Source organism: Actinomadura formosensis NBRC 14204 (assembly GCF_001552155.1).
GTDB classification, from domain to species: domain Bacteria; phylum Actinomycetota; class Actinomycetes; order Streptosporangiales; family Streptosporangiaceae; genus Spirillospora; species Spirillospora formosensis.
This window is the reverse complement of sequence record NZ_BCQQ01000103.1, coordinates 1-25,493: the sequence shown is the minus strand read 5'-3', so window position 1 is coordinate 25,493 and position 25,493 is coordinate 1. Positions and strand designations below refer to the sequence as shown.

Sequence of the window (25,493 nt, the reverse complement as noted above, 5' to 3'; positions counted from 1 at the left end):
GCAGAAGACCGCCGACGCCACCGCGCGGGCCACCGCGCGGGCCGGCGGGCAGGTGGCGGCACTGCCCGGCCATGCGGCGGCCCTGGTCAAGCTGGTGACGCTGCGGCGGTTCCTGCGGGCGGCGCCGGTGGTGGCGGCCGCCGCCGCGGGCGTCGTCGCCGGGCGCCTGACGGCCAGGAAACGCTGACCCCCGAGCCCCGCAACCGCCTGAACGCCCCCGGCCCGCACCGGGGGCGTTTCGCTCCCGGGGCGGGCCGGTTCGGCCGCCCGCACCGGGCCGGGTGCGCTGACCCGCCGCTGACCGAAACCAGGTCATCCGTTTAGAGAGGTCAGTGAGGGTAAACCCCGGTCGTGCGAAACCCCGACAACAACCCCCATTCGAGGTGATGACATGACTGGGCCGATCGCCCAGCAGACTTCGGGCACCAACCAAGTCCAGCGTGGCGGATCCGGCAGCGGCCTCGCCGACGTCGTCGACCTGATCCTGGAGAAGGGTCTGGTCATCGACCTGTACGCGCGGGTGTCGCTGGTCGGCATCGAGATCCTCACGGTGGACGTGCGGATCGTGGTCGCCAGCGTCGACACCTACCTGCGCTTCGCCGAGGCGGTGAACCGGCTCGACATCGCCCACGACGGCACCTCCCAGGGCCTGCCGCAGTTCGTGGGGGGCATGCAGGAGTCGGGCGCGAAGAAGAAGACGCGCGGCGCGCTGGAGGGCGCTCAGGAGCGGCTGAAGGAGACCTTCGGCGGCTCGGACGAATCCGATGAGGAACAGCAGCCCGCACGGCGCCGCTCGTCCCGCAAGAAGGAGGACGAGGACGAATGAGCACGCCGCACAACCCCCCCGGCTCCGGCGACCGGGTCCCGCAGTACGTGTACGGGGTGACCCGTTCGGGCACGCCACTGCCCGCCGACGTGGCCGGCCTGGACGACCGCCCGGTGTCGCTGGTGGAGAACGGCGGCGTGTGCGCCGCGATCGTCAGCGACCTGCCCACCGGCCGGGCACTGGGTGAGCGCGCCGACCTGGTGGCGCACCAGCGGGTGCTGAACGCGCTGGTGGACGCCGGGACCGTGGTGCTGCCGTTCCGGTTCGGCGCCGCGCTGGCCGACCACGCCGCCGTGGAGAAGGAACTGCTGGCCGCCAACTCCGAACGTCTCGGGCAGGTCCTGGACCAGCTGGACGGACGGGTGGAACTGCGCGTGAAGGCCACCTACGTCCAGGACACGGTGCTCGGCGAGATCATGACGGCCGAACCGGAGATCGCCGAACTGTCGCGGCGGCTGCGGGAGGTCCCGCCGGACGCCGCCGACGCGGTCTACTACGACCGGATCCGGCTCGGCGAGCTGATCGCGCAGGCGATGGAGCGGCGCCGCGAGCACGACGGGCAGGCCCTGCTGGACGGGGCGGCCCCGGCGGCCGAGGCGTTCACCCGCAAGACCCCCGCCCGCGAGGAGGACGTCCTGGACGCCTCGTTCCTGGTCCGCGCCGACCACCGCGAGGCGTTCGAGCAGGCCGTGGACGAACTGGGCCGCGAGCACGGCGACCGGATCCGCATCCGGCTGATCGGGCCGCTGCCGCCCTACGACTTCGTCCCGGAGGAGTGAAGGAGACCATGGGACTGTTCACCGGGCTGGTGACCCTGCCGCTGGCGCCCGTGCGGGGCGTGATGTGGCTGGCCGAGACCCTCACCGAGCAGGCCGAGGCGCAACTGTACGACCCGGGGCGGATCGCCGCGGAGATGCAGCAGGTCGCCGACGAGACCGCCGCCGGTGAGATCACCGAGGAGGAGGCCGCCGCCCGCGAGGAGGAACTGATCCACCGGCTGAACGAGGGCCGCGCCCGCGGCGTGCAAACGGGCTGGTAGGGGAGGCCGCGATGATGTCCGCGTCCGAGGCCGCCAAACGGGCGGTCGAGCACGTCACCGCGATGACCGGCCGCAGCGCCGAGAGCGTGGTGGGGATCGAACGCACCGGCGAGGACGGCTGGCGCGTCACGGTGGAGGTCGTGGAGACCCACCGCATCCCCAACTCCGCCGACATCCTCGCGGCCTACACCACCGAGGTGGACGCGGACGGCGAACTGGTCGCCTACCACCGCGCCCGCCGCTACCCCCGCGGACAAGTGGAGAGGAACTGAGCACACGTGAGCGAGATCTCCTGGACCGGCTCCCGGTCCCCGGCACGGTCGATGTCCGGTGAGCGGACATCGGCCAACCTGGCGGACCTGCTGGAGCGCATCCTCGACAAGGGGATCGTGATCGTCGGGGACATCCGGGTGAACCTGCTCGACATCGAACTGCTGACCATCAAGCTGCGGCTGCTGGTGGCATCGGTAGACCGGGCCAAGGAGATGGGCATCGACTGGTGGGAGCACGACCCCTCACTGTCGTCCAAGGCCCGGCACAACGAGACCGAGAGCGGCCCGTCCGCCGACCGTGAGCTGCTGGAGGAGAACCGGCGGCTGCGCGAGCGGCTCGCCGCCCTGGAAGCAGGGAAGGAACCGACATCATGACCGGGACCCGGTTCGCCGGCGACACCGCCGTCTACCTGTACGGGGTGGCGCGCGGCCTGGACCCGGCAACGCTGCACGACGCCGCCGGGGTGGCGGGCGCACCCGTGCGCGGCGTCGTCGCGGGCGAACTGACCGCGCTGGTCAGCACCGTCGCGCTGGCCGACTACGGCGAGGCGGCACTGCGCGCCAACCTGGAGGACCTGGGATGGCTGGAGGCCACCGCCCGCGCCCACCACGACGTGGTGGGCCGGGCCGCGCACGCCGCACCGACCGCACCGGTGCGGATCGCGACGATCTACCGCGACGACGCGCGGGTCGCCGAGGTGCTGGCCGCGCAGGGCGAGCGGTTCACCCGGGTCCTCGACCTGATCTCCGGCCGGTCGGAGTGGGGCGTGAAGGCCTACGCCGACCCCGAAGCCCTGCGCGGCGACACCGGCGGCGACACCCCAGATCCCGGTGGGGGGCTCGCGCCCAGCGCCGAGCCCCCCACCGGCCCCCAACCCGGCAGCCCGCCCGGCGGCCCTTCGGCCGGCGTGGGAACGGCGTACCTGCGGCGCCGGCAACAGGAACGCCGCCGGCGCGCCGACGCCGGACGCCGCGTGCGCGAGCAGATCGACGCCGTGCACGCCGAACTCGCCGGCCACGCGGTGGCCTCCCGGCACCACCCGCCGCAGGACCCCCGCCTGTCCGGGCGGCCGGGCACGCAGATCCTCAACGTCGCCTACCTGCTGGACGAGGAACAGGTAGAGGGATTCTTGGCGGTGACACGCGCCACCGAAGAGCAACTGGTGGGCATCGAGGTGGAGGTGACGGGGCCATGGCCGCCGTACTCCTTCATCGACACCGCCGACACCCCGGACACGCACTCACCGGAGGACGTGTGACGGCCGTCCTGGACCACGGCACCGACGCCCCGATGGAGCGGATCGCGCTGGTCGACCTGCTCGACCGGCTCCTGGCGGGCGGCGTCGTCATCACCGGAGACCTGGTGATCTCGATCGCCGGGGTGGACCTGGTGGAGGTGTCCCTGCGGGCACTGGCCACGGCCGTCCGCGCCGAACTGCTGCCCGACGAGCCCGGCGAGGAGGAGGAACCATGAGCCGACCCGACCGAGACACCCGTGCGCCGGTGGCGGGGGAGGTGTCGGTACGGGACCCGGCCGCCGGGGACCCGTTCACCGACGACATCCTCGCCGGCCGCACCGGCGGCCCATCCGATCACGCCCCCGTGCGAGCCGCACCCGTCCGGGAGCGGGACCTGCGGGAACGCTCGTCCCGGACGATGCAGCGGCTGCGGTCCGACCCCGAAACCGTCGAACGCGACCTGGTGAAGCTGGTGCTGACCCTGGTCGAACTGATCCGCCAGCTGATGGAGCGGCAGGCACTGCGCCGCGCCGAAGGCGGCGACCTGACCGACCAGCAGATCGAGGACCTCGGGCTGACGCTGATGCGGCTAGAGGAGGCCATGACCCGCCTCAAGGACCACTTCGGCCTCGACGACCACGACCTCAACCTCGACCTGGGCCCCCTCGGCCCGCTCCTGCCCGAGAACTGACCGGCCGATTCACAGCGGTCGCCTTGAAGAAGGTGTAGTGGAACGTCCCGTCCTGCCCGGCGGCACGGTGCAGGTCGGCGATACCGCGGTCCCAGTCGGCGGGCGTGGCCAGCCCGGCGGCGACCGCGTCATCGCGGACCGCCGCGACCATCGCGGCGAAGGTGTCACGCGTGAACGCCTCCGCCAGCACAGGCCGCGCCCGGTCGGCGTACACGGTCCGGGGGACGACGGCGACCCGCGCATATCCGGCATCGCTCAGCAGCGGCTGCAGACGCCGCCCGATCAGCGCGTCCCCACCCGCCGCGGCCTGCAGCGCCACCTGGTGCGCGATCACAGCGCGGGCATGGGCACTGTCGGGATGAAAGAACGCCGACCCGTGGTCGCCCTCGATCACGGTGAGCGTCCCACCGGGCCGCAGCACCCGCCGCAGCGCCACCAGCGCACCGCACGGATCCCGCAGATGCTCCAGCACGAAACACACGAACACATGGTCGAACGCCCCCTCCCCGAACGGCAGGTCATACAGGTCGGCCCGCAGCCAGCCCACCCGCGCACCCGGACACGCCGCCGCCACCCGCGCACGGGCCTGCGCAAGCGACGCCTCGGACACATCGACGGCGGTCACACGCGCGCCGGGGGAGCGGGCCACCAGATGCACCGTCTGCGCACCGACCCCGCAGCCGGCCTCCAGCACCCGGCTCCCCTCCGGGTACGACGTCCCCTCGTACAGCAGGTCGGCGAGCGCATCGGCCTGGTCACCGAGCCGCCGCGCCTCACGCCCGGAATATCCGTGCACATACCTGGTGGTCTTCATACGATCACCCTGGAGCCCACAATGGTCCAGTGCACAGGTCCAATACCGGCGAATCCGACCGGTCCGTAACGCGAGGGTCGGACTTCCTGCAACTCGACCCCGCCGACGCCCCACCCGGCGGCCTGTCGGACTGGCTCACCGAACGGCTCCGCAACGCCATCGCCGACGGCCGCCTGCCCATCGGCAGCCGCCTGCCGGCGACCCGCGCCCTGGCCGCCGACCTGCGCGTCTCCCGAGGCGTCATCACCGAGGCCTACCAGCGCCTCATCGACGACGGCCACATCGCCGGACGCGGCCGCGCCGGCACCATCGTCGTCGCCGCCCCACTCACCCCGCCACCCGCGCCGACCCCGAACCCACCACCCGGCGCCCCTTTCCCCACAGCGCCCGGCACCGACGCCTTCGACGTGCTGCGCGCCGCACCCGCCCGCATCGACCTGACCCCCGGCGTCCCCGACCTGTCGGCGTTCCCCCGCGCCGCCTGGCAACGCGCCGAACGCACCGTCCTACGCGACCTGCCCGCGGCCGGACTCGGCTACGGCGACCCGCGCGGCACGCCCGCACTGCGCACCGCCGTCGCCGCCTGGCTCGCCCGCACCCGCGGCATCCGCGCCGACCCCACCCAGATCGTCATCGTCGCGGGCACCGCACAAGCCCTCGGCCTCATCGCCCGCACCCTGACCCACGACGGCATCGACACGGTCGCGGTCGAGGACCCCGGCTCCCTCGGCGTCCGCCAACACCTGCGGCACTGGGGGATCACCACCCCTCCCATCCCCGTGGACCACGGCGGCGTCCGCGTCGACCGGCTCCGCGAATCCGGAGCCCCCGCCGTCCTGCTCACCCCCGCCCACCAGTTCCCGACCGGGGTCGTGCTGACCGGAGACCGCCGCCGCGACCTGCTGCGCTGGGCCGCCACCGGCGGCCTGGTCATCGAGGACGACTACGACGCCGAGCACCGCTACGACCGACCGCCCGCCCCAGCCCTGCGATCCATGCTCCCCGACCGCGTCTTCCACGCCGGCAGCGTCTCCAAACTGCTGGCCCCCGCGCTGCGGACCGGCTGGCTCGTGCCGCCACCCCGCTTCCTGGACGCCGTCATCGCCGAGAAACGCTTCGCCGACCTCGGCAACGCCGCCCTGCCGCAACTCGTCCTCGCCGAACTGATGACCTCGGGAGAGATGGAACGCATCCTGCGGCTGCTGCGGCGCCGCCACCGGCGCCGCCGCGACACCATGATCGCCGCACTCGCCGCGCACCTGCCGGACACGGCCGTACACGGCGCCGCCGCCGGCCTGCACCTCACCATCACCTTCGGCGAAAACACCGGCAGGCACATCGACGACGCCGCACTCGCCGCCGCGGCCCTGCACGAGGGCGTGAAGGTCCACCCGCTGTCATGGCACGCCCAACGCCCCACCCAGCCCGGCCTCGTCCTCGGCTATGCCGCCGCCACCACATCCGACATCACCGACGGCATCGCCGCCCTCGGCCGAGCACTCAAGAAACACACCCCGAGACACCCAGCGCCCCACAGATCCCGATAGGCACCCACCACCCCGCGGAGGGTGGCCCTGCCACGCGGGCTTCAGCTCGCCCGCACGGCGTGGAGCGCGGTGAAGGCCAGGAGGAGCGCGGCGGTCCGCGGCGGATCCTCAAGCATGGGGGAGTGCCCGACATCGGACAGCAACTCCACTCTCGCGCCCGGAACGACACGGTATTCGGCGGCGGAGGAGGAACGCCATCTCCGGTCCTCCGCACCGAAGATCACCAGCAGCGGCTTACCGAGGGGCGCCAGCCGATCGGGGAGCGCACGCTGCTTCAGGTAGCCCTCGACCGCCCGCGATGTCGCGGTGAGCGCGTGGTAGGTCATGCCGCGCACATCGTTGACGAGCCGCTGGGGAACCGCGTAACCGTGGCGGCTGAACCCGGTGCCCAAACCCCGGCGAAGAACCTTGTCGCTCCGAAACCGCACTGGTCCGCTTCGACCATGCCGCCCACCGCTTGGCCGCGGGCGAAAACGCAGCCCGAGTCGCGGCGGAAGGCGGCTACGCCGACCAGTCCCACCTGCATCGCGACGTCATCGCGTTCACCGGAGCAACCCCGGCGACCGTGGCCGGCGAACCATGGCCGGCGGTCGACGACATCGCATGGCCCGACCACGAAACACCCGACCAAAACCTACGCCCGACCACCCTCGCCCGCCCTGCGCCTTTCGCCTAGCCGCGCCCACCCCAGCACGACCGCCACCACCAGGTACGGCACCGCCGCCACCCCCATCAGCACCCCCGCACCCGCCCACCGCGACCCCAACGCCCACCCCGCGAACACCAGCACCGCCACCGTCTCCGAACCGAACCCCGCCACCGACGTCACCGTCGCCCGCGCCCCGTCCCCGATCCGGTCCTGCAACCGCGCATCCGCCGCCGCCATCGCCCACCGGAACACCCCGAACGCCACCGCCACCCCGACCAGCCCACCCGGACGCCCGCTCAGCGACCCCACCGCCAGGCACCCCCACCCACCGCCAGCACCGGCGCCAGCCACGCCGCACCCCGCCCCGCCAGCCAGCCGCCCACCGCGTCCCCGACCGTCACCACCAGCACCAGCAACGGCACCGACGCCTCCGCCACCCCCGTCGACCGCACCAGCAGCGGCACGTACTCATCCAACGACGTCACCCCCTCCAACACCGTCACCAGAACCAGCGCCCACCGCACCGCCGGCTCCCGCCGCACCTGCGCCCACCCCTCCCGCACCACCGACCCCGGCGACGGCTCCTGCCCGTCCCCGCCGGGCACCCGCGTCTCCGGCAGGAAACACCCCGCCACCGCACACGCCGCACACGCCGCCACGCTCGCCGCCCCCAGCGCCCGATAACCCCCGACCGCCAGCACCGGCGACGCCACCGCCGACGCCGCCACCACCGCCAGCAGCGACACCGACTCAGAACGCCCGAATAGGCGCGCGTACACGCCCGTCGCCCCCACCCGCTCCAACTCCTCGTACACCAGCGCCTGCGTCGTCCCCGACCGCAACGCCGACCCGACACCCCACAGCACAAAACCCGCGGCGAAAGCCGGATACGACGGAAAGAACGCCCACAACCCGAAACCCGCCCCCGCCAGCAGGGGAGAGGCCACGAGCAGCAACCGGCGCGAGAACAGATCCGCCCACAGACCGGACGGCACCTCAAAGCCGAACGCCGTGACCGACCAGATCACGAACAGCGACGAAATGGCGGCGGGAGACAACCCGGTATCGGCGAACAACACCGCATACACCGGGTACAGAAGAACGAAATCCTCAAAGAACGCGTAGACGTACAGCCTCCGCGCGAGCCCCGCCTCAGCCGAAGATCAATGTCGTTGTCGCATACCCGCACTCTAACCGCCGCGCCGCTCCACGCGCACCCCCCGGATCCGCCGGGGGAGAGGGGTCAGGCAGCGGGATCACGGCCGAACAGCGCCAGCAGCCGCGACTGATCATCGGCATCACCGGCCACGGCGACCTCCGGGCCGACCTTGCCCATCTCACGCCCGCGCGGCCCCATCTGCCGCGCCGCCTCCAGCGCCGGACCCACCAGATCCGCGTCCAGCGCGGCCGCCTGCCCGGTGGCCCGCGCCAGATCCCACGTGTGGACGAGCAACTCCAGCGGATACCGCTCCACCCACTCGCACACCGTCATCTCCCCGAACGCCAGCCGAATCCGGCGCTCCAGCGCCCCCGGCCGTTCCAGCTCCGCCATCATCCGGGCACGCACCGCACGCCAGCTCATCACCGGATCGGTACCGGCGACCACCCGCCAATCCGGATCGTCCTGGGGGAGAGGCCGCCCGGCCGCCCGCAGCTCGATCACCGACAGCCCGGCGATCACATGCCCCGCCACATCGACCGCGGCCCAGCCCGCGCACGGCGACGGCGAAAGCCACCGGTCCGCCGGCACCGCCGCGAGCACCGCCTCGAACCCGTCCAACGCGCGAACGAAACCCTCCGGAACCATGCGCTACCACCCGAACTCGGACCGCAGTCGACGGATCCCACCAAGGTAACGATCAGTCTGCCCACAGCAGGGGAGCACGATCAAGACCACCGGCCGCTGCCCGCCCCCGCCTTCCCTCCGCCTCACTTAACATAATGTTCATTATCGACCAAGCTCTGAGGCGGGTTCCGGCAGGTGAGCGCACTCGTCCCAACCTGTCATCACCGCGTCCCTGCAGTCCGAGGCAAGCTGAGCGACCGGAGCGGCCGCGCGTCGCATGCCGGCGTGGGTTTCGCTCGCATGATTCGCCGTCGTGGAGCGGACCCCTTGGCCGTGATCGCCACATGACGTCGACGGGTTCTTCGCCCACACATGGAATCGGCGAGCACGTCGGCCGTCGATGCCGCAGGCCGATTCAAGCCGACGTGGTTGAGCGGCTCAGGAAGGGAACACCGACAGGCCGTCGATCTGCATCCAGCCGTCAGTGCCCATTCCCCAGAACCCGCAGAATACCGTGACCGAAGTGCGATTACCTGGATTGAACGGTTGCACGATTTCCTGATACTTCCCGGCCGGGCTGGGCCCGAAGTGCTGTTCGACCGGCGGCCATATCCCGGACATCCGAACACCGAAGAAGGCGGTGTTCACATCGGCGCCGTTACCGTGACCGGACGTCCGAACGAACCCGCGTAGGACATAGTTTCGATTCGGGTCCACCGGGATCGTTTGCAGAATCGCATTCCAGTTCCGGCTCGAGGTGCGGATCCACGCGTTGTTCGCGCCGGTGTCGGCCAACCCTCGGCCAATGTCAAGACCTTTGGAATCTGGACCCTCCGTGAACCACGGGGGGACCACCAGCGGCGGCGACTGCGTCCATTCGAAGCCTCCGTCGAGGAGATCATCGATCCGGACATATGCGGTGGCATTATTGATAGTGAACCGGTAAGGCGTGAGTGCGCTCGCCTGTGTCAGGGTGGTGGGTGCCGCACCGAATACCCTGTGGCGCACGGTGACCGCCCGGAGGTCCCAGTTGTCGGTGCCCTCGAAGGGGCCGTAGGCGCGCAAATCGGGCTCTAGGGCGATGGAACTGATGTCGCCTGCCGGAATGTCTACTCCGTAGAGTTGTCGGAGATTGATCCCGATCGTGTGAGAGGTGTTACTTCCCCAACTCGCACCCAGGTTCACGTTCCCTATGGATCTCGGCCCCCGGGCTTCACCGCCTCGAGCCCTGACATCGACGCGTACCGTCAAGCCGACGCCGCCACCGCGCAGGTCGTCTCCACCGGTCTCGAACGTGACCAGAAGGCAGGTTTCGGCCACGGCCGCCGTACAGTCGTTGAATTCACCTGCCAACGCCGCGCCTGCCGGCACCGCAAGCCCGAAAACCGCTGCCGTCGCGGTGATGACCGATGCGATCCTCTTGACAGTGGCCATGGATCCAGATCTCCCATGCGATTGGGCTCGCCCCTCCATGGCAAGTAGAACCCACAATCAAGTTCAGCGGTGAACCGGTGACCAAATGTGGCCACATGTGCCTGAAGTCATATTGTGCCGTTCTAGGCCAATTATTGATCTTTTCAAGATGTTCATCGAGTTTCGGCATTCATCAACCTCAGTGCCCATCTGATGGGGCTCCTTCACAGTTCGATCCAGTAGCGGTCCTCGCCGCGGGCGCGGCCGTCGTGAACACCGCCGTTCGCGATGATCACGCGGCGGGACGGGTCGTTACCGGTGGCGCAGGTCAGCAGGATGCGGTCCAGGCCGAGGCGGCGGCACTCCACCAGGCCGGCGGCGAGCATCCGCGTCGCGTGGCCCCGCCGCCATGGCATGACGACGTGATAGCCGACGTGGCCGCCGACCTCGGCGAGCTCCGGTGTCAGGCGGTGCCGGACGATCAGCGTGCCCAGGTAATGCTCACCCGAGACGTACCAGAACGTCGTGCACGGAACGCCCCAGCGCTCCTGGACGCCGCGGCGCCGCGCGGCGCCGCGCGGCGAACGCACCGAAGTCCTCGGTGGGATGAGGTCGTCCATGCGTGCCAGTCTCGCCCGATACGGGGTGTCAGGCGGTGCGGGGTCCGGCGGGCCGCCGCCTCTCCTCCGCCGGCAGGGCTCGCCCGGTTTACGGTCAAACCAGACAGAATTCAGCTTCTGTCTGGTTTGCGACATTTGTGACGTTTTATCCGTTCACGCCCGGTGGTCGCGCCGCGCTTGCAGGCCCCCGAGAGCGAGCGGGTCATCCGTGCTCCCCCGGCTCGGAACGAGAGGTGTCGGAGGTGACGAGGGCGGCGAAACGGAGGGCGTCGCGGACGGCGGCGCCACCTGGGTCGTTGTTGAAGTAGACGTAGGCGTCTTCGTCGTGGGCCAGTTCGTCCGCCCAGGTCTGGAGGGTCTGGTCGTCATACTCGGGCCAGGGCTCCGCAGGCCCTTCGTGGAAGCGCAGGTAGAGCCAGCCGGTGGTCCGCCAGAGGGGTGTCTGGGGACGGCCGAGGCTGTCGGCCCAGCACAGGGCGGCGCCGTGCCGTTCGAGGACGCGGCGGGTCTCGTCCGTCCACCATGAGGGGTGGCGGGGTTCGACGGCGATGCGAACCTCCGCGGGGAACTGGCGCAGGCAGGCGGTGAGGCGGTCGGTGTCGGCCTGCAGGGTGGGCGGGAGTTGCAGCAGGACGGGGCCGAGCTTGGCGCCGAGCCCGTTGGCGGCGTTCATGAGGCGGGCCACGGGTTCCGCGGGGTCCTTGAGGCGTTTCATGTGGGTGAGGTAGCGGCTCGCCTTGACCGCCATGACGAAGCCGGGCGGGGTGTTGTCGCGCCACAGCTCGAACGTTTCGCGGCTGGGCAGGCGGTAGAAGGCGTTGTTGTTCTCGACGGTGGCGAAGACGTCGCCGTAGTGCTGCAACCAGCGGCGCTGCGGGAGGCCGGGCGGGTAGAGGACGCCGCGCCAGTCGGTGTACTGCCATCCCGATGTGCCGATGAGCACGGCCCCTCCCCCTCGTCCGGTGGTGCGTGCCCCGGGTCATACCCCGCGGCGGCGGGGTTCGAGGGTGCGGATGTAGTCGACGAGGCGGACGCCGATCTCGAACGGGATGTCGGGGCCGTCGAGGTCGAGGTCGGGCCAGGTCTCGGAGATGCGGCGCCAGGTGCGGCGGCCGAGGAAGACACCGGTGACGGGGTCGTCGCCGAGTTCGGCGCGCCACTGCGGTTCGGTGGTCAGGAGGCGGGTGAGGGCGGCGTCGTTGTCGGGTTCGTTGCGGTGTTCGGCGTGGAAGCCGATTTCGACGGCGTGGGTGCGGGCGCCGGGTGCGAGGTCGGCGGGGATGATCTGGGCTTCGTAGTGTTCGCGGTGGGGTGCGGGGTCGCCGAACCAGGCTTTGACGCCGTTGTGGCGTGTCTGGACGTGGGGGTGCCCGAGGGCGGGCGGGGTCGATCCCCGGATGATCTCGCTGACCTGGTCGAACAGTGCGCGGTCCGTCATCGTGCCGATCTTAGGGGCGTTTGTCGGTGGCGGGCGGTAGCGTCCGGCGGGTGCGTCCTTCCGATGTTCAGCGTCTGACGGTGGCCGAGTGTGCGGATCGTTATGGGGAGATGGTGCGTGCGAAGACTTCGACGGGGGCGTTGGCGCCGGCGTCGGCGGAGGTGTACGCGCGGGACGTGGTGACGTTCGCGGCGCTGGCCGGCCCGGATCGGGTGCTGGACGATCTGACGGGTGAGGACGTCGATGAGGTGCTGCTTCGGTTCGCGCGCAAGCCGGATGAGCGGCGGCGGGTGCGTCCGGTGGCGGCTGGGGGCGGGCCGTTGCAGAGTGCGGCGTCGCAGGCGCGGTTCCGGCGTTCGGTGTCGGCGTTCTTCCGGTATGCGGTGGTGGCGGGGTGGGTGCAGCTGAATCCGATGCAGGCGGTGACGGTGCGGCCGAAGCATCGGGGTGGGTTGCGGGCGGAGCGGCGTGCGTTGACGGTGGAGCAGGCGGAGGGGCTGCTGGGGGCGGCGCGTGAGCTGGCGGAGGAGCCGGTGGCGGCGCGGCGGCGGGTGGATCAGCGGACGGAGTTGCGGGACGGGTTGATCGTGTTGCTGCTGGCGGCGGTGGGGCCGCGGGTGTCGGAGTTGACGGCGGCGAACACCGAGGATTTTTTCGTGAACGGGGGGACGCGGTATTGGCGGATCTTCGGTAAGGGTGGGCGGACGCGGGATGTGCCGCTTCCGCGTCCGGTGGTGGAGGTGCTGGATGCGTATCTGGTGGACGGGCGCGGGCTGCTGGATCGGGGGCGGGAGCCGAAGGCGCTGCTGTTGTCGTGGCGGGGGCGGCGGCTGGCGCGGGGTGATGTGCAGGGGGTGATCGACCGGGTGCTGGAGCGGGTGGAGCCGGGGCGGCGGCGGAGTGTGACGCCGCATGGGCTGCGGCATACGACGGCGACGCATCTGCTGGCGGCGGCGACGGACATGGATGCGGTGCGGCGGGTGCTGGGGCATGCGGATCTGTCGACGCTGGGGCGGTACCGGGATGAGCTGCCGGGTGAGCTGGAGGCGGCGATGCGGGTGCATCCGCTGCTGGGGCCGGTGGAGGGGCGCCGGGGCGGCTGACCGTCCCCGCTCCCCCTCTCCCCCGCCCCGCTGCGGGGGTCAGGTGGTGAGGGTGCGGGCGAGGGCGTAGGACTCGGTGAGGTCGGTGCCGCGGTAGTCGAGGGCGGCGATGTCGGCGAGGTGCTGGTCGGCGTTGACGGCGACGGTGTTGGTGAGGTGCCGGAAGAGGGGCACGTCGGACATGGAGTCGCCGTAGGCGGTGCATTGGGTGAGGGTGAGGCGGTGGCGGGTGCGGAGTTCTTCGGTGACGCGGACCTTGTCGGCGGGGGTGAGGATGCCGGTGGGGTCGAGGGTGCCGGTGAAGGGCATCGGGGGGAAGCGGGAGGCGATGACGTCGTCGAAGCCGAGGTCGAGGAGGTGGCGGGCGAAGAAGTCGGGCGACATGGTGATGACGGCGGAGTGTTCGCCGCGGGCGCGGATGTCGGCGCAGACGTCGGTGATGCCGGTGAGCCAGGTGGCGGTGGTGTAGGCGGTGGCGACGATGTCGGGGGTGAGGTCGCGCCAGAGGCGGTGGATCTCGGTGGAGAAGCCGCGGGTGTCGAGGGTGTCGGTGGTGAATCGGGCTTCGAGTTCGTGGAGTTCGGGGAGGGTGCCGAGGTGGCGGGCGATTTCGAGGTTGGCGGTGGTGCCGGTGAGGAGGGTGCCGTCCATGTCGAAGATGTGCAGGTGTCCCACAGGATGTGGAGTGTGGCGGATGGGCGGGTGGGGGTGCGAGTGGTTTTCGGGTGTCTGCCCGCCGGTTTGGCGCGCTGGTGGGCGGCTTTGGAGGGGGAAGGTCGGCGGTGGCGAGGAGTTGGAGGGTGTGGTCGTGGTCGCAGGCGCGGGTGGCGGCGTCGTGGGCTGGTGTGTTCATGGTGGTCTCCCCTGTCGTTGTGCTCCTTTCAGGGTGGTGGTCGCCGTGGGGGGTGGGTCGTCCTTCTGGGTGAGGGATGTGTCGTACATCGTTCGGAGGATGCGGGGTTTGTCCTCTGCCGAAAGTCGGGGGTGGTGATGGTCGTCGGTGGGATCCGCGGGCGGGTGATCGTTTTCTAGTGTCGGGTTCATGGACGTGGTCATGGGGGTGGTGGACACGGCGGTGACGTCGCCGTGGTTCTACGTGGTGTTGTTCGTGGTCGCGGTGGTCGACGGGTTCTTCCCGGTGGTGCCGAGCGAGAGCATGGTGATCACGGCGGGGGTGTATGCGGCGTCGGGGCAGCCGGATCCGGTGCCGGTGGTGGTGCTGGCCGCGCTGGGGGCGTTCGCGGGTGATCATGTGTCGTTTCTGGTGGGGCGCTGGTCGGGTGGGCGGCTGGTGCGGGGGCTGCGGGCGGGGTCGCGGCGGCATGCGGTGTTCGGGTGGGCGCGGCGGGCGATGGCGGAGCGGGGTGGCCTGATCCTGGTGGTGGCGCGGTATGTGCCGGGTGGACGGACCGCGGTGACGGCGACGATGGGCGCGGTCGGGTATCCGGTGCGGTGGTTTTCGTTGTTCGCTGCGGTGGCGGCGGTGTCGTGGGCGGTGTACGGGACGGTGCTGGGTTATGTGGGCGGGGTGGCGTTCGAGGGTGATCCGTTGAAGGGGGTGGTGGTCGGGTTGGGGCTGGCGCTGTCGGTGGCGGTGGTGGTGGAGGGGGTGCGTTTTGTGCGGCGCCGCCGGGCGGGTGCGCGGCCGCGGGGTGCGGACGGCGGCGGTGCGGGGGCGGGGCCGTTGGCGGGCGGGTGATGTGTTGGCGGTGATCGTGGAAAGTGCCGGGTTTCGGGCTCGGGTGGTCGTAGGGTGAACTCCTGCGGTCCGTCCGGGGTCTCAAGGGTGTCGGGCGGGGATCGCTCGTGAGTGTGAGGGAGAGTATGGGAGCGCCGGATTTCAGCGCCGATCTGTACCGGGAGATCACCGGGTTCGCGCAGGGCACGCCGTCCTGGGTGCATGAGGTGGCGGACGTGGGGACGGATGCGGGGCTGCTGTTGTTCGCCGTGTTGTTCGTGGCGGGCTGGTGGCGGGCGCGGGGGCTGGACGCACGCGCGATGGGTTTGGCGTTGGCGGCGCCGTTCGCGGTGGTGTCGGCGTATCTGGTGAGCGAGGTGTCGAAGAGTTACATCCAGGAGGAGCGGCCGTGCCGGGCGGTGGCGGGTGCGGTGCACATCGCGGCGTGTCCGTCGCCGGGTGACTGGTCGTTCCCGAGTAATCACGCGACGATCGCGGCGGCGTCGGCGGCGGCGATCGTGGTGGCGTGGCGGGCGCTGGCGCCGGTGGTGCTGCCGTTGGCGGCTCTGATGGCGTTCTCGCGGGTGTTCGTGGGTGTGCATTATCCGCATGATGTGGCGGCGGGGTTCCTGGTGGGCGTTGTGGTGGCGCCGTTGGCGGCGCTGCTGCTGGTGCGGGTGCTGCGGCCGTTGGTGGAGGCGTTGCGGGGCGTGTCGGTGGGTGGGGTGCTGCTGGGGGCGCGTCCGGCGGCGGTGGCCGGTGCCGTGGGTGTGCCGGGGGCGCCGGTGCCGCATGGGGGGCTGGGGCCGGCGGTGGGTGCCGCCGCTCCGGTGGACGATGCGGCGGTGACGATGCCGGATGTGATGGGTGGGGTGACTCGCCGTCAGGGGCCTGTCCCCTAGCCCGGTGGGGTTCGGCGGGCCGTTCCGGTGGTGTGCCGGGGCGGCCCGTTTTGTGTTCGGTGTTCGCCGTTGACGCCGAGGCGTGTGTCAGGGGGTTTCGCCGGTGTCGTCGACGAGGCCGGCTTCGTAGGCGATGACGGCGGCCTGGACGCGGTTGCGGACGTCCAGGCGGGTGAGGATGGCGCTGACGTAGGCCTTGACGGTGCCTTCGACGAGGTGGAGGCGGGCGGCGATCTCGGCGTTGGGCAGGCCGGCGCCGAGGAGGGCGAGGACGTCGCGTTCGCGGGGGGTGAGGGCGGCGGTGCGGCGGCGGGCGCGGGCGCCGCCGGCGAGGCGGCCGGCGCCGATCTCGGTGATGACGCGGTGGGCGACCTTTGGGGACAGGTAGGCGGCGCCGCCGGCGACGGCGCGGACGCCGGCGATGAGTTCGCGGGGGTCGCCGGATTTGAGGAGGAAGCCGCTGGCGCCGCCGGACAGGGCGCGGGCGATGTAGTCGTCCTCGCCGAAGGTGGTGAGCATGATGATGCCGGTGGCGGGGGCGGTGCGGCGTAGTTCGGTGGCGGCGGTGAGGCCGTCCAGGCGGGGCATGCGGATGTCGAGGAGGGCGACGTCGGGGCGGTGGCGGAGGGTGAGGTCGATGGCCTCGTGCCCGTCGGCGGCCTCGGCGACGACGTCGATGCCGGGGTCGGCGGTGAGGATGGCGCGGACGCCGGCGCGGATCATGGCCTCGTCGTCGGCGAGCAGTGCGCGGATCACGGGTTCTCCTGGTCGCGGTGGCGGGTGCCGAGTTCGGCGGTGTCGTAGGCGTTTTTGGTGGTGAGGCGGCCGCCGGTGAAGCAGAGCCGGTACACGCGGGAGGGGCCGAGGAGGTTGGCGTCGGGGCGGTAGTAGCGGCAGTCGGCGTGGGCGGGTTCGGGGACGGTGGTGTGGACGATGCCGGCGTCGGTGGTTTCCATGGGCGGCAGGGTTTGCTCGACCTGGTGCTGGGGGGTGCCGACGCGGAGGGCGGCGTAGTCGGCGGGCGGGAGGACGGAGTTGAGGGCGGCGTAGATGTAGTAGCCGGCCATGAGGGCGCCGAGGGCGGCCATGAGGGCGGTGGGGACGGCGATGGCGGTGATGAGTCCGCGGCGGACCTGGCGGCGTTCGCGGCCGAGGAGGCGGGCGGATTCGGAGGTCCACTCCCCCGGCGGGGCGGTGGCCGGTTCGGGTGGGGTGGCCGGGGGGACGGCGGGGAGGCAGGCGGTGAGGGTGAAGCCGCCGCCGGGGGTGGGTGCGGTGTGCAGGGTGCCGCCGAGGACGCGGAGGCGTTCGGTGAGTCCGGTGAGTCCGTGTCCGCCGGAGGGCGGCGGTGGCGGGTCGTTGGGTGGCGGGTCGTTGGTGACGGTGATGGTGAGTGCGCTGCCGGTGCCGCGGGTGAGGGTGGCGGTGATGGCGGCGCCGGGGGCGTGCTTGGTGGCGTTGGTGATGGCCTCCTGGACGACGCGGTGGGCGGTGAGCGCCGCCATCGGCGGCAGGCCGGTGAGGGCGTCGTGGCCGGTGAGGTGGATGGGGACGCCGGAGGCGCGGGCGCGGTCGACGAGGTCGGGGATGCTTTCGCGGGCGGGCCGGACCCGGGCCGCACCGCCGCCGAGGCCGCCGTCGCTGTGGTGGTCGTGGTGGTCGTCGCGGAGGACGCCGATGATTTCGCGGAGGTGGTCGGTGGCTTCGGCGGCGCCGGTGCGCAGTTCGGCGGCGGCGGCGCGGTGCCGGTCGTCGAGGCCGGGGGTGACCTGCAGGGCGCCGGCGCGGACGGCGATGAGGGCGAGTTCGTGGCCGAGGGAGTCGTGCATGTCCTGGGCGATGCGGGCGCGTTCGCGGAGGCGTTCGCGTTCGGCGGTGATGCGCTGCTGGTGTTCGAGGCGTTCGGCGCGTTCCCATCCGGCGCGCAGGAGTTCTTGGTGCTGGCGCCAGTAGCGGCCGATGAGCCAGGGCAGGACGCCGAGCAGGACGAGCCAGACGGTGGAGGGGAACCAGGTGGCCACGTCCAGGCCGCGGGCGATCGCCAGGAGGCTGCCGCCGAGGAACACGGTGGTGAATCCCCACAGCAGGGGCTGTGTGCGGGCGGTGCGCAGGCCGGTCAGGTAGGCCAGGACGGGCATGGCGAACACGAAGTTGCCGTGGATGAGGTTGAGGGGGATGGCGGTGAGCAGGGCGGCGGTGGGCCAGGGGCGGCATCCGGCGATGGCGGCGGCCAGGACGGCGAGCCCGGCGCCCTGCAGCCACCAGAACGCGTGGCCGGGCTGCGGCGGGGAGATCATGTCGGCGGTGACGGGGAACGCCAGGACGGCGTAGAGCAGGGTGTCCTTGATCAGGGCGGCGCGGGTGGGGCGGCGGATCGCGGCGCGCAGCGCGGCCGGGCGGGCGGTTTGGAGGGCGGTCCGTGCGGCGTGGGTGAGGGTGTGGGGTGCCCGTGCCGGCGCGGAGTCGTTCACGGGCTTCACGCTACTGGCCGGTGAATCGCGGCGTTACTGACGAAAGTCGGGGTGCGGGTGCGGCGTGAAGATCGCGGGAGGGGCCGGGCTGAACTACGGTTGCCCCCGTGAGGGCGGCCTTGGTGCGCCGCCTCGGCGGTGGCGGGGCCGGGCGTGGCCGCCGCTGGACGGCGCCGGTGGTGAGGTGGAGGGGATCGCGTGATCCGGGTGATGCTGGCCGACGACCAGACGCTGGTGCGGGCGGGGTTCCGGTCGATCCTGGAGGGTGAGGACGACATCGAGATCGTCGCCGAGGCCGGGGACGGGGAGCAGGCGGTGGCGCGGGCGGGTGAGCTGCGGCCCGACGTGGTGCTGATGGACGTCCGCATGCCGGTGCTGGACGGGTTGGAGGCGACCCGGCGGATCATGGCCGACCCGCGGCTCACCGGTGTCCGCGTGGTGATCTTGACGACGTTCGACCTGGACGATTACGTGTACGGGGCGATCAAGGCGGGTGCGAGCGGGTTCCTGGTGAAGGACACCGAGCCCGCGGAGCTGATCCACGGGGTGCGGGTGGTGGCGCGCGGTGACGCGCTGCTGGCGCCGGCGGTGACGCGGCGGCTGATCGCCGAGTTCGCGTCCCGGATCACCGCTCCGCCGCCGGCGGCGGAGCTGAGCGTGCTCACCGGGCGGGAGCGGGAGGTGCTGGAGCTGGTGGCGGCGGGCCTGTCGAACGAGGAGATCGCCGGGCGGCTGGTGCTGTCGCCGGCGACGGCGAAGACGCATGTCAGCCGTATCCTGGCCAAGCTGGGGGCGCGGGACCGGGCGCAGTTGGTGGTGCTGGCGTATGAGACGGGTGTGATCCGTCCAGGCTGGTTCGGCTGACCCGGCGCCCCGGCTGGACTTGGCTGAGCCGCCGCAACCGGGCAGGGCGGGGCGGTGTTGAACGGATGTGACGGTTACGGACGAGGCTCTCCCCCGCTCCCCCGCCGCCGGCCCGGCGGGCGATCCGGTCGGCGATCCGGTGGGCGCGGAGGTCGTCGCGGCGCTGGTGCGGGACCTGGACGTGGGGTTCGCGGCCCTGTACGAGGCGTACCGGGGCGCGGTGTTCTCCACCGCGCTGCGGCTGTGCGGGCGGTGGGCCGAGGCCGAGGACCTGTCCGCGGAGGCGTTTCTGCGCGCCTACCGGGCGCTGGCCGGGTATGCGCCGGGGCGGGTGGCGGCGCTGCGTCCGCGGCCGTGGCTGCTGACGATCCTGGCGAACGTGTGGCGCAACAGCCTGCGGTCGGCGGCGCGGCGGCCGGCGGCGGCGCCGTTGGAGGACGCCCCCGATCCGCCCGATCCGGGTGAGGGTGTGGAGGATGTGGCCGCGCGCCGTGAGACGGGCCGGGAGCTGGCGGCGTTGCTGGCCGCGCTGCCCGAGATGCAGCGGGCGGCGGTGGTGCTGCGGCATGTGACCGATCTGCCCGTCGCCGAGATCGCGGCCGTCCTGGATCTCCCGGAGGGGACTGTGAAGTCGCACATCTCCCGGGGGCTGGCGCGGCTCCGTGAACTGCGTGCCGCCGGGCGGGATCCGGGGCAGAAAGGGGGCGTCCGATGAGCGGCATCGATTCAGGTGGCATCGGCCCGGGTGGGGCGGCTGATCGGCTGGAGGCCGAGCTGGCGGGGCTGGCCGCCGACGCGCCGCCCGCCCTGCTGGACCGCATCGCCGCCCGCCGCGTCCACGTCGCGGGGCCGCTGGAGGAGGGGCCGCTGGTGGGGGTGCAGGTGGCGTTCACCGACCGCGGTGTCGCCTATCTGCGCGTCGGGATGGGCGAGCGGGAGTTCGCCGAGGCGTTCCGGGCCCGGTTCGCGCGGCCGCTGCTGCCCGCCGCGCGTCCCCCGGCCGGGCTGGTGCCGGCGCTGCGCACGGGGCGGCTGGGCGGGCTGGCGCTGGACCTGCGGGGGCTCGGTGACTTCGAGGCCGCGGTGCTGCGCGCCGCGGCGCAGATCCCGCGCGGGCAGACCCGCCCGTATGCGTGGGTGGCGCGGCGGGCGGGGCGGCCGAAGGCGGTCCGGGCGGTGGGGTCGGCGCTGGGCCGCAACCCGGTCCCGCTGCTGATCCCCTGCCATCGGGTGACCCGGTCGGACGGGTCGCTGGGCGGCTATGTGTTCGGTGCGGACGCCAAGGAGCGGCTGCTGCGCGCCGAGGATGTGGACGTCGACGCCGTGGCCGAGCTGGCGCGGCGGGGGGTGCGGCTGGTGGGCTCCGACACCACCGGGGTCGTGTGCTATCCGACGTGCGGGGACGCGCGGCGGATCGCGCCGGGGCACCGGCGCGGGTTTCGGGATCTGGCGGCGGCGCGGGCGGCCGGGTACCGGCCGTGCGAGCACTGCCGTCCCGCCTGACCCGCCCCCGGGAGGCGCATAGATCGGTGTCGGCCGGGAATGGGGCGTCCACCTGCGGGGACGATCCCGCATCGAGCACCGCCGACGAGGGGGAGATCGCCATGCGTGTCGTCGTGACCGGCGCCACCGGCAACATCGGGACCAGCACGCTGCGGGCGCTTGCCGAGGATCCGGCCGTCACCGCCGTCACCGGTCTGGCCCGCCGCGCGCCCGGGCCCGGCGCCGTCCGCGACACCGATCCGGCCGGCACCGGCAAGATCGAGTGGGCGACCGCCGATGTCACCGACACCGATCTGGTTCCGCTGATGCGCGGCGCCGACGTGGTCATCCACCTGGCGTGGCTGTTCCAGCCCACCCATCGGCCCGCGGTCACCTGGGACGCCAACGTCGTCGGCAGCGGGCGGGTGTTCGACGCCGCCGCCCGGGCCGGTGTCGCGGCCCTGGTGTACTCCTCGTCCGTCGGTGCCTACTCCCCCGGTCCCAAGGACCGCCCGGTCGATGAGTCCTGGCCTACGCACGGGTGGCCCGGTGCCGCCTATTCGCGGGAGAAGGCGTACGTTGAGCGGCTTCTGGACGCGTTCGAGATCGCCAATCCCGGCTGCCGCGTGGTGCGGATCCGGCCGGGGTTCGTGTTCGAGCGCCAGAGCGCGGGCGAGCAGCGCAGGCTGTTCGCCGGTCCGCTGCTGCCCGGGCGGCTCGTGCGGCCAGGCCGTATCCCGGTGGTGCCCGACCTGCCGGGTCTGCGGCTGCAGGTGCTGCACTCCGCCGATGCCGGGCAGGCGTTCCGGCTCGCCGCGACCGGTGATGTCCGCGGCGCGTTCAACATCGCCGCCGAACCCGTCCTGGACTCCGCCGAACTCGCCGACATCTTCGGTGCCCGCACGGTCCGGGTGCCCCAGCGGGGGGTCCGCGCCGCGATCGCCGCCGCGTGGGCGCTGCACCTGGTGCCCGCTTCGCCCGGTCTGTTCGACCTGGCCATGGAGATCCCGGTGATGGACACCGCGCGGGCCCGCACCGAACTGGGCTGGACGCCCCGCCACACCGCCCGCGAGGCGTTCACCGAGTTCCTGGAGGGCCTGCGCGCCGGTGCCGGGCGTGACACCCCGCCGCTGGCCCCCGGCACCGGCGGGCCGGGCCGCGCCCGCGAGTTCGCCACCGGCGTCGGCCGTAAACCCTGACCCGCGAACACCGACCCGCGAACACCGACCCGCATCCCCGATCAGCATCCCGGTCCGCGATCACGAATCCGGAGGTCACCCGATGCCGACGATCACTGCCGACCACCTGCACGCCCTGCTGGCCTCCAGCGACCGCGGCGCCGCGCTCGTCGTGGTCGAGGGCCGCGCCGCCGTCGTCCCCGCCGATCCCGGCCGGGGTGACGGGCCTGAGGAGGCCTTGATGATCACCACGCGGGAGGCCGTCATCGCCGAACTCGACACCGGCGCCAACGAGGAGCGGATCGAGGCCCTGGCCCAGCGCCTGGACGTCGCCCTGCAAAGCCTCGGCGGCTGACTCCGCTGACTCCGCGGACGGCCCGCATCCCCGCCGGTCACCCGGCGGGGGCCTGGCCCGTGTCCTGAGCGGTGCCCGGATCTGTGCCCTGATCTGTGTCGGGGGCCGTGCGGACGCGGCGGCGGTGGCTGGTGTCGCAGAACGGGTAGGAGCGGCTGCGCCGGCACGTGCACAGCGCCACCAGCCACCGGTCCGACACCGTCGTCGACCCGTCCTCCAGGACGACTTCGACCGGGCCCTCCACCAGCACCGGGCCACCCGGCATCATCCGCACCCGCCGCCGGTCCCGGTCCCGCGCGGGCATGCGCTCAGGCGGGCTGCCGCTCACGCGCGTCCCCCTCCTCGTCCTGCTCGCCCCGATGCCCGGTGATCCGGTCGGCGCGCACCACGACCAGTTCCTCGTGGCGCTGCCCCGGGCCCAGCAGGCCCCGCGCCGCCAGGCCGGCCGCGCGGCGCCGCATCACCGGCCCGAACGGCTCCCGGTGCCGCGCCACCACCGACGCCCGCAGCCCCGCGGCGCGCAGCGACACCAGCGTCGCCGCCACCCCGTTCAGCGCCGAATGCACCACCAGCAGCGTTCCCGACGGCGTGAGGTGCCGCGGCGCCCGCGCGCAGATCCGGTCCAGCAGCACGCGCCCGCCGGGCCCCGCCTCCCACGCCCGGGAACGGCCCCGTACCCGGGCCGGGTCGGTGTCCCCGGCCACGTACGGGGGGTTGGCGACGATCACGTCGAACACCTCGTCCGCCACCGGCGCGAACAGGTCGCCGCGCAGCACCCGGACCGGCAGGCCCCGCACCAGCGCGTTCATCCGTGCGGTCAGCACCGCCTGCGCCGAGACGTCCACCGCGACGACCTCGCAGCCGGCGCGTGCCGCCGCCAGCGCCACCGCGCCCGTCCCGGTGCCGAGTTCCAGCAGCCGTGTGCCCGCCGGCGCCCCGGAGCGGCCCAGGGTGCGGGTCAGCGCGTCCGCCAGCAGCGAGGTGTCGGACTGCGGCCGGTACACCCCCGGCGGTCTCAGCAGCATCACCGGTCCTCCTTCACCGCGCCGGCCGGTGCGTCCGGGAGCGGGCGGCGCAGCGCCGAACGTCCCGCCCCCCAGGACCCCAGCAGGCGGGCGGCCAGCCGGTCCTCCAGCAGCCCCGTCGCCCGCACGCCCAGCGTCACGTCCCCGGCCAGGTCCGGCTCGGCGTCCAGCAGCGCGCCGATCACGTCGTGGCGCAGCACCTGTTCGTGGACGGCGTCGGCCTCGATGTGCTCGGTGTAGAACAGCCGGGCCCGCGGGCCCGCGCCCAGCCGCTGCAGCGCCGCCGCCATCCGCCGCGCGGACGGCGCCGTGGTGATCTCGGCCGCGGCGAAATGCCCGACCAGCGCGCCCCGCAGCGACCGCCGCAGCCCGAACAGCGACATCATGTTCACCGTCGCCAGCATCACCGCCGGGGCCGCGTCCACGTGGGCGCCGTAGGAGGAGTCCAGGCCCAGGTCGTCCAGCAGGCCGGCGTACAGGCCCTGGTGCATCATTTCGGGGCGTCCGCCGCCGAACTCGTCGTTCTCCACCGCCACCAGCGCGGTCTTGGCCCGGCCCCGCAGCCGCGGGATGACCCACGCATGGGGGTCGGCTTCTTTCAGGTGGTATATCGCCCGCAGCGCCGCATGTTCGCGGACCTGCCACCGTTCGCCGTGGTCGCGCAGGTGGTGGGAGACGCCTTGGGCGTCCACCGGCTCCACCAGCAGTTCCTCCAGCGCCGCCTGCACGTCGGTGCCGCCGGGGGTGTCGCGGCGCAGCGCCGCCAGGAACACCGTCTCCAGGGCGCCGCGCAGCCGCAGCAGCGCCGGGTCCCATTCCCAGTCGGGGTCGACGCCGGTGAACCCCTGGTAGTGCAGCTCGTAGCAGGTGTGCAGGGCCAGTTGCAGGTCCTCGCCGTAGGGGTCGGCGGACGCGGCGGCGCCGGCGGGCAGCAGGGCCGGGTCGCCTGGCGGCGGGCCTGCCCGCAGGGCCGTGATCACGGCCTGGGACAGGGGGCCGCGTGGTAGCGGCGGCCCCGGCGCGGTGTCCCGGGCGCGCGGCCGGACCGGGGTGGCGGGCGTCCCGGTGGGAGCCCGCCGTAGGGCGATGGCATGCGGAGCGGTCATGTCTCCTCCGTGGTCAAGGGGCGTGGGCGGGGAGGTGCGGTCAGGGGGTGTCCGGCTCCGGTACCCGCTCGCATGCGTCCCATACGTCCGGTTCCTCCCCAGGGGGCGCGGTGGGCAGGACACCGGACTCGGTCTGGCGCGCCAGCATCTCCACCACCGTGCGGGGACCGCCTTCCACACCGTCGCCGGCGGCGTGCTCTGCGGCGGCGCGGCGCTGCCGGTCCGCGCCCGTCCCCGCCCGGCGGACGCCCTCCACCAGCGTGAACACCCGGTCCAGGTCCCCGGTGCCCGCCAGTGCGGGGGCGGCGCGGGCGATCAGGTCGTCCACCAGCCGCCACGCCGGGACGGACCGCCCGGTGACCGGGTCGGCCATCCGCCCGTCCAGGCCGCGGCGGGCCGCGTTCCACAGCGCCGCCGCGCACACCTGCCCGTCCGCGCGCGGCGCCTCCCGGCCGGCCGCCAGATCGGCCAGTGCCGCACCGACCAGGCCCCGCGTCAGCGCCGCCTGCAGCACCGCCTCGTCCGCGGTGGCCGCGGTGTCGGCCGCCCGGACCTCCACCGTCGGCCACCGCGGCGAGGGCCGCGCCAGCCAGAACGTCATGGCCGTGTCCACCAGCACGCCCGCTTCCACCAGCGCCGCGACCCGCGCGTCCCACGCGGCCGCCGACGCCGACCACGGCGGCACCCCCCATCCGGGGAACCGCGCCATCTCCACCATCCGGCGGGCCGCGTAACCGGTGTCGCGGCCGCGGTCGAACGGCGAGTTCACCGACAGCGCCAGCAGCACCGGCAGCCACGGCCGCAGATGGTTCACCACCGCCACCGCGGTCTCCCGGTCCGGGACGCCGACATGGACGTGGCAGCCGCACGCCTGGTAGTCCTCCACCATGTCCCCGTAGGCCGCCATGATCGCGGCGAACCGGTCGCCGCGGGCGGGCGGCGGCGCGGGAGCGTCCAGCACCGGCGTGCCCGAGGCGACCAGCCGGGCGCCGCCCG

The 25,493-nt window shown here is 72.8% G+C and carries 34 protein-coding genes; 18 read left to right on the top strand and 16 right to left on the bottom strand.

The window, feature by feature from the left end; all coding sequences use genetic code 11:
- From AF1_RS35310 to AF1_RS33635, 9 genes are all read left to right on the top strand, one after another.
- Positions 1-187 (top strand): hypothetical protein (locus AF1_RS35310; protein WP_169804055.1); only part of this gene is annotated, 187 nt, incomplete at its 5' end.
- Positions 188-391: 204 nt separating this feature from the next.
- Positions 392-826 carry a gas vesicle protein GvpJ gene (gvpJ, locus tag AF1_RS23805; protein ID WP_067803476.1) on the top strand — a complete coding sequence of 145 codons (435 nt, stop codon included), beginning with the start codon at positions 392-394 and terminating at the stop codon, positions 824-826.
- Positions 823-1,605, top strand: a complete 783-nt coding sequence (locus AF1_RS23800; RefSeq protein WP_067803473.1) for a GvpL/GvpF family gas vesicle protein — start codon at positions 823-825, stop codon at positions 1,603-1,605. Before gvpJ ends, AF1_RS23800 begins: the two co-directional genes overlap by 4 nt.
- Positions 1,606-1,613: 8 nt before the next feature.
- Positions 1,614-1,865, top strand: coding sequence for a gas vesicle protein GvpG (locus tag AF1_RS23795; protein ID WP_067803469.1), 252 nt, complete (start codon positions 1,614-1,616; stop codon positions 1,863-1,865).
- Between the two features lie 11 nt (positions 1,866-1,876).
- Positions 1,877-2,137: a gas vesicle protein GvpO gene (gvpO, locus tag AF1_RS23790; protein WP_067803466.1), complete on the top strand. Its 261-nt coding sequence runs from the start codon at positions 1,877-1,879 to the stop codon at positions 2,135-2,137.
- Positions 2,138-2,143: 6 nt separating this feature from the next.
- Positions 2,144-2,512, top strand: a complete 369-nt coding sequence (locus AF1_RS23785) for a gas vesicle protein (RefSeq protein WP_242608984.1) — start codon at positions 2,144-2,146, stop codon at positions 2,510-2,512.
- Positions 2,509-3,396, top strand: a complete 888-nt coding sequence (locus AF1_RS23780) for a GvpL/GvpF family gas vesicle protein (RefSeq protein ID WP_067803463.1) — start codon at positions 2,509-2,511, stop codon at positions 3,394-3,396. The genes AF1_RS23785 and AF1_RS23780 overlap by 4 nt, the downstream gene beginning before the upstream one ends.
- Positions 3,393-3,611: a gas vesicle protein gene (locus tag AF1_RS35955; protein WP_242608985.1), complete on the top strand. Its 219-nt coding sequence runs from the start codon at positions 3,393-3,395 to the stop codon at positions 3,609-3,611. The genes AF1_RS23780 and AF1_RS35955 overlap by 4 nt, the downstream gene beginning before the upstream one ends.
- On the top strand, positions 3,608-4,066 hold the full coding sequence (locus AF1_RS33635; protein WP_084263262.1) for a gas vesicle protein K: 459 nt from the start codon (positions 3,608-3,610) through the stop codon (positions 4,064-4,066). The genes AF1_RS35955 and AF1_RS33635 overlap by 4 nt, the downstream gene beginning before the upstream one ends.
- Here AF1_RS33635 and AF1_RS23765 read toward each other — a convergent pair.
- A complete protein-coding gene (locus AF1_RS23765) occupies positions 4,020-4,880 on the bottom strand; it encodes a methyltransferase domain-containing protein (protein WP_067803457.1) in 861 nt (286 codons plus the stop codon). The genes AF1_RS33635 and AF1_RS23765 overlap by 47 nt on opposite strands.
- 29 nt (positions 4,881-4,909) lie before the next feature.
- On the opposite strand from AF1_RS23765, the gene pdxR reads away from it, so the two are divergent.
- A complete protein-coding gene (gene pdxR / locus AF1_RS23760; RefSeq protein ID WP_067803454.1) occupies positions 4,910-6,427 on the top strand; it encodes a MocR-like pyridoxine biosynthesis transcription factor PdxR in 1,518 nt (505 codons plus the stop codon).
- 41 nt (positions 6,428-6,468) lie between these two features.
- Here the strand turns inward: pdxR and AF1_RS23755 are convergent, their stop codons facing one another.
- The 8 genes from AF1_RS23755 to AF1_RS23725 all read right to left on the bottom strand — a co-directional run bounded on the left by AF1_RS23755 (position 6,469) and on the right by AF1_RS23725 (position 12,333).
- On the bottom strand, positions 6,469-6,819 hold the full coding sequence (locus AF1_RS23755) for an alpha/beta fold hydrolase (protein WP_242608986.1): 351 nt from the start codon (positions 6,817-6,819) through the stop codon (positions 6,469-6,471).
- A gap of 242 nt (positions 6,820-7,061) precedes the next feature.
- On the bottom strand, positions 7,062-7,385 hold the full coding sequence (locus AF1_RS36920) for a hypothetical protein (RefSeq protein ID WP_306303183.1): 324 nt from the start codon (positions 7,383-7,385) through the stop codon (positions 7,062-7,064).
- Complete coding sequence (locus AF1_RS23750) at positions 7,373-8,155, bottom strand: MFS transporter (protein WP_306303182.1); 783 nt, start codon at positions 8,153-8,155, stop codon at positions 7,373-7,375. Before AF1_RS23750 ends, AF1_RS36920 begins: the two co-directional genes overlap by 13 nt.
- Before the next feature lie 164 nt (positions 8,156-8,319).
- Positions 8,320-8,856 carry a TIGR03086 family metal-binding protein gene (locus AF1_RS23745; RefSeq protein WP_165488445.1) on the bottom strand — a complete coding sequence of 179 codons (537 nt, stop codon included), beginning with the start codon at positions 8,854-8,856 and terminating at the stop codon, positions 8,320-8,322.
- A 444-nt stretch (positions 8,857-9,300) separates the two neighbouring features.
- Complete coding sequence (locus AF1_RS23740; protein WP_067803448.1) at positions 9,301-10,296, bottom strand: hypothetical protein; 996 nt, start codon at positions 10,294-10,296, stop codon at positions 9,301-9,303.
- Between the two features lie 203 nt (positions 10,297-10,499).
- On the bottom strand, positions 10,500-10,895 hold the full coding sequence (locus AF1_RS23735) for a GNAT family N-acetyltransferase (protein WP_084263261.1): 396 nt from the start codon (positions 10,893-10,895) through the stop codon (positions 10,500-10,502).
- A 202-nt stretch (positions 10,896-11,097) separates the two neighbouring features.
- Positions 11,098-11,838, bottom strand: a complete 741-nt coding sequence (locus AF1_RS23730; RefSeq protein ID WP_067803442.1) for a DUF72 domain-containing protein — start codon at positions 11,836-11,838, stop codon at positions 11,098-11,100.
- A 36-nt stretch (positions 11,839-11,874) separates the two neighbouring features.
- Entirely contained in the window at positions 11,875-12,333 is a 459-nt protein-coding gene (locus AF1_RS23725; RefSeq protein ID WP_067803439.1) for a hypothetical protein, read from the bottom strand.
- Positions 12,334-12,383: 50 nt separating this feature from the next.
- Between AF1_RS23725 and AF1_RS23720 the strand changes: the two genes are divergently transcribed.
- Positions 12,384-13,436 carry a tyrosine-type recombinase/integrase gene (locus tag AF1_RS23720; protein WP_067803493.1) on the top strand — a complete coding sequence of 351 codons (1,053 nt, stop codon included), beginning with the start codon at positions 12,384-12,386 and terminating at the stop codon, positions 13,434-13,436.
- 39 nt (positions 13,437-13,475) lie between these two features.
- On the opposite strand, the gene AF1_RS23715 is transcribed toward AF1_RS23720, so the two are convergent.
- Positions 13,476-14,111, bottom strand: coding sequence for an HAD family hydrolase (locus tag AF1_RS23715; RefSeq protein WP_067803436.1), 636 nt, complete (start codon positions 14,109-14,111; stop codon positions 13,476-13,478).
- A gap of 367 nt (positions 14,112-14,478) precedes the next feature.
- Between AF1_RS23715 and AF1_RS23710 the strand changes: the two genes are divergently transcribed.
- The gene (locus AF1_RS23710) at positions 14,479-15,135 is read left to right on the top strand and encodes a DedA family protein (RefSeq protein WP_067803433.1); all 657 of its coding nucleotides are present in this window, start codon (positions 14,479-14,481) and stop codon (positions 15,133-15,135) included.
- A gap of 125 nt (positions 15,136-15,260) precedes the next feature.
- On the top strand, positions 15,261-16,016 hold the full coding sequence (locus tag AF1_RS23705; protein ID WP_067803430.1) for a phosphatase PAP2 family protein: 756 nt from the start codon (positions 15,261-15,263) through the stop codon (positions 16,014-16,016).
- A gap of 87 nt (positions 16,017-16,103) precedes the next feature.
- On the opposite strand, the gene AF1_RS23700 is transcribed toward AF1_RS23705, so the two are convergent.
- On the bottom strand, positions 16,104-16,772 hold the full coding sequence (locus AF1_RS23700) for a response regulator transcription factor (RefSeq protein WP_067803427.1): 669 nt from the start codon (positions 16,770-16,772) through the stop codon (positions 16,104-16,106).
- Complete coding sequence (locus AF1_RS23695) at positions 16,769-18,487, bottom strand: sensor histidine kinase (protein ID WP_067803423.1); 1,719 nt, start codon at positions 18,485-18,487, stop codon at positions 16,769-16,771. Before AF1_RS23695 ends, AF1_RS23700 begins: the two co-directional genes overlap by 4 nt.
- Before the next feature lie 198 nt (positions 18,488-18,685).
- Here AF1_RS23695 and AF1_RS23690 point away from each other — a divergent pair, with 198 nt between their 5' ends.
- From AF1_RS23690 to AF1_RS23670, 5 genes are all read left to right on the top strand, one after another.
- Positions 18,686-19,351, top strand: coding sequence for a response regulator (locus AF1_RS23690; protein ID WP_067803419.1), 666 nt, complete (start codon positions 18,686-18,688; stop codon positions 19,349-19,351).
- Between the two features lie 67 nt (positions 19,352-19,418).
- Positions 19,419-20,066: an RNA polymerase sigma factor gene (locus tag AF1_RS23685; protein WP_242608989.1), complete on the top strand. Its 648-nt coding sequence runs from the start codon at positions 19,419-19,421 to the stop codon at positions 20,064-20,066.
- Entirely contained in the window at positions 20,063-20,854 is a 792-nt protein-coding gene (locus AF1_RS23680) for a methylated-DNA--[protein]-cysteine S-methyltransferase (protein ID WP_067803416.1), read from the top strand. Before AF1_RS23685 ends, AF1_RS23680 begins: the two co-directional genes overlap by 4 nt.
- A gap of 101 nt (positions 20,855-20,955) precedes the next feature.
- Entirely contained in the window at positions 20,956-22,032 is a 1,077-nt protein-coding gene (locus AF1_RS23675) for an NAD-dependent epimerase/dehydratase family protein (RefSeq protein ID WP_067803487.1), read from the top strand.
- Positions 22,033-22,114: 82 nt separating this feature from the next.
- Entirely contained in the window at positions 22,115-22,366 is a 252-nt protein-coding gene (locus AF1_RS23670; RefSeq protein WP_067803413.1) for a hypothetical protein, read from the top strand.
- 37 nt (positions 22,367-22,403) lie between these two features.
- On the opposite strand, the gene AF1_RS23665 is transcribed toward AF1_RS23670, so the two are convergent.
- The 4 genes from AF1_RS23665 to AF1_RS23650 form a co-directional block, all read right to left on the bottom strand.
- Positions 22,404-22,694 (bottom strand): CDGSH iron-sulfur domain-containing protein, encoded by a 291-nt coding sequence (locus AF1_RS23665; RefSeq protein WP_456151181.1) that lies wholly within the window; start codon positions 22,692-22,694, stop codon positions 22,404-22,406.
- Positions 22,675-23,391, bottom strand: coding sequence for a HemK2/MTQ2 family protein methyltransferase (locus AF1_RS23660; protein WP_306303184.1), 717 nt, complete (start codon positions 23,389-23,391; stop codon positions 22,675-22,677). The genes AF1_RS23665 and AF1_RS23660 overlap by 20 nt, the downstream gene beginning before the upstream one ends.
- The gene (locus tag AF1_RS23655) at positions 23,391-24,497 is read right to left on the bottom strand and encodes an iron-containing redox enzyme family protein (protein ID WP_084263259.1); all 1,107 of its coding nucleotides are present in this window, start codon (positions 24,495-24,497) and stop codon (positions 23,391-23,393) included. Before AF1_RS23655 ends, AF1_RS23660 begins: the two co-directional genes overlap by 1 nt.
- Positions 24,498-24,537: 40 nt before the next feature.
- Positions 24,538-25,493 (bottom strand): carboxylate-amine ligase (locus tag AF1_RS23650; RefSeq protein WP_067803407.1); only part of this gene is annotated, 956 nt, incomplete at its 5' end.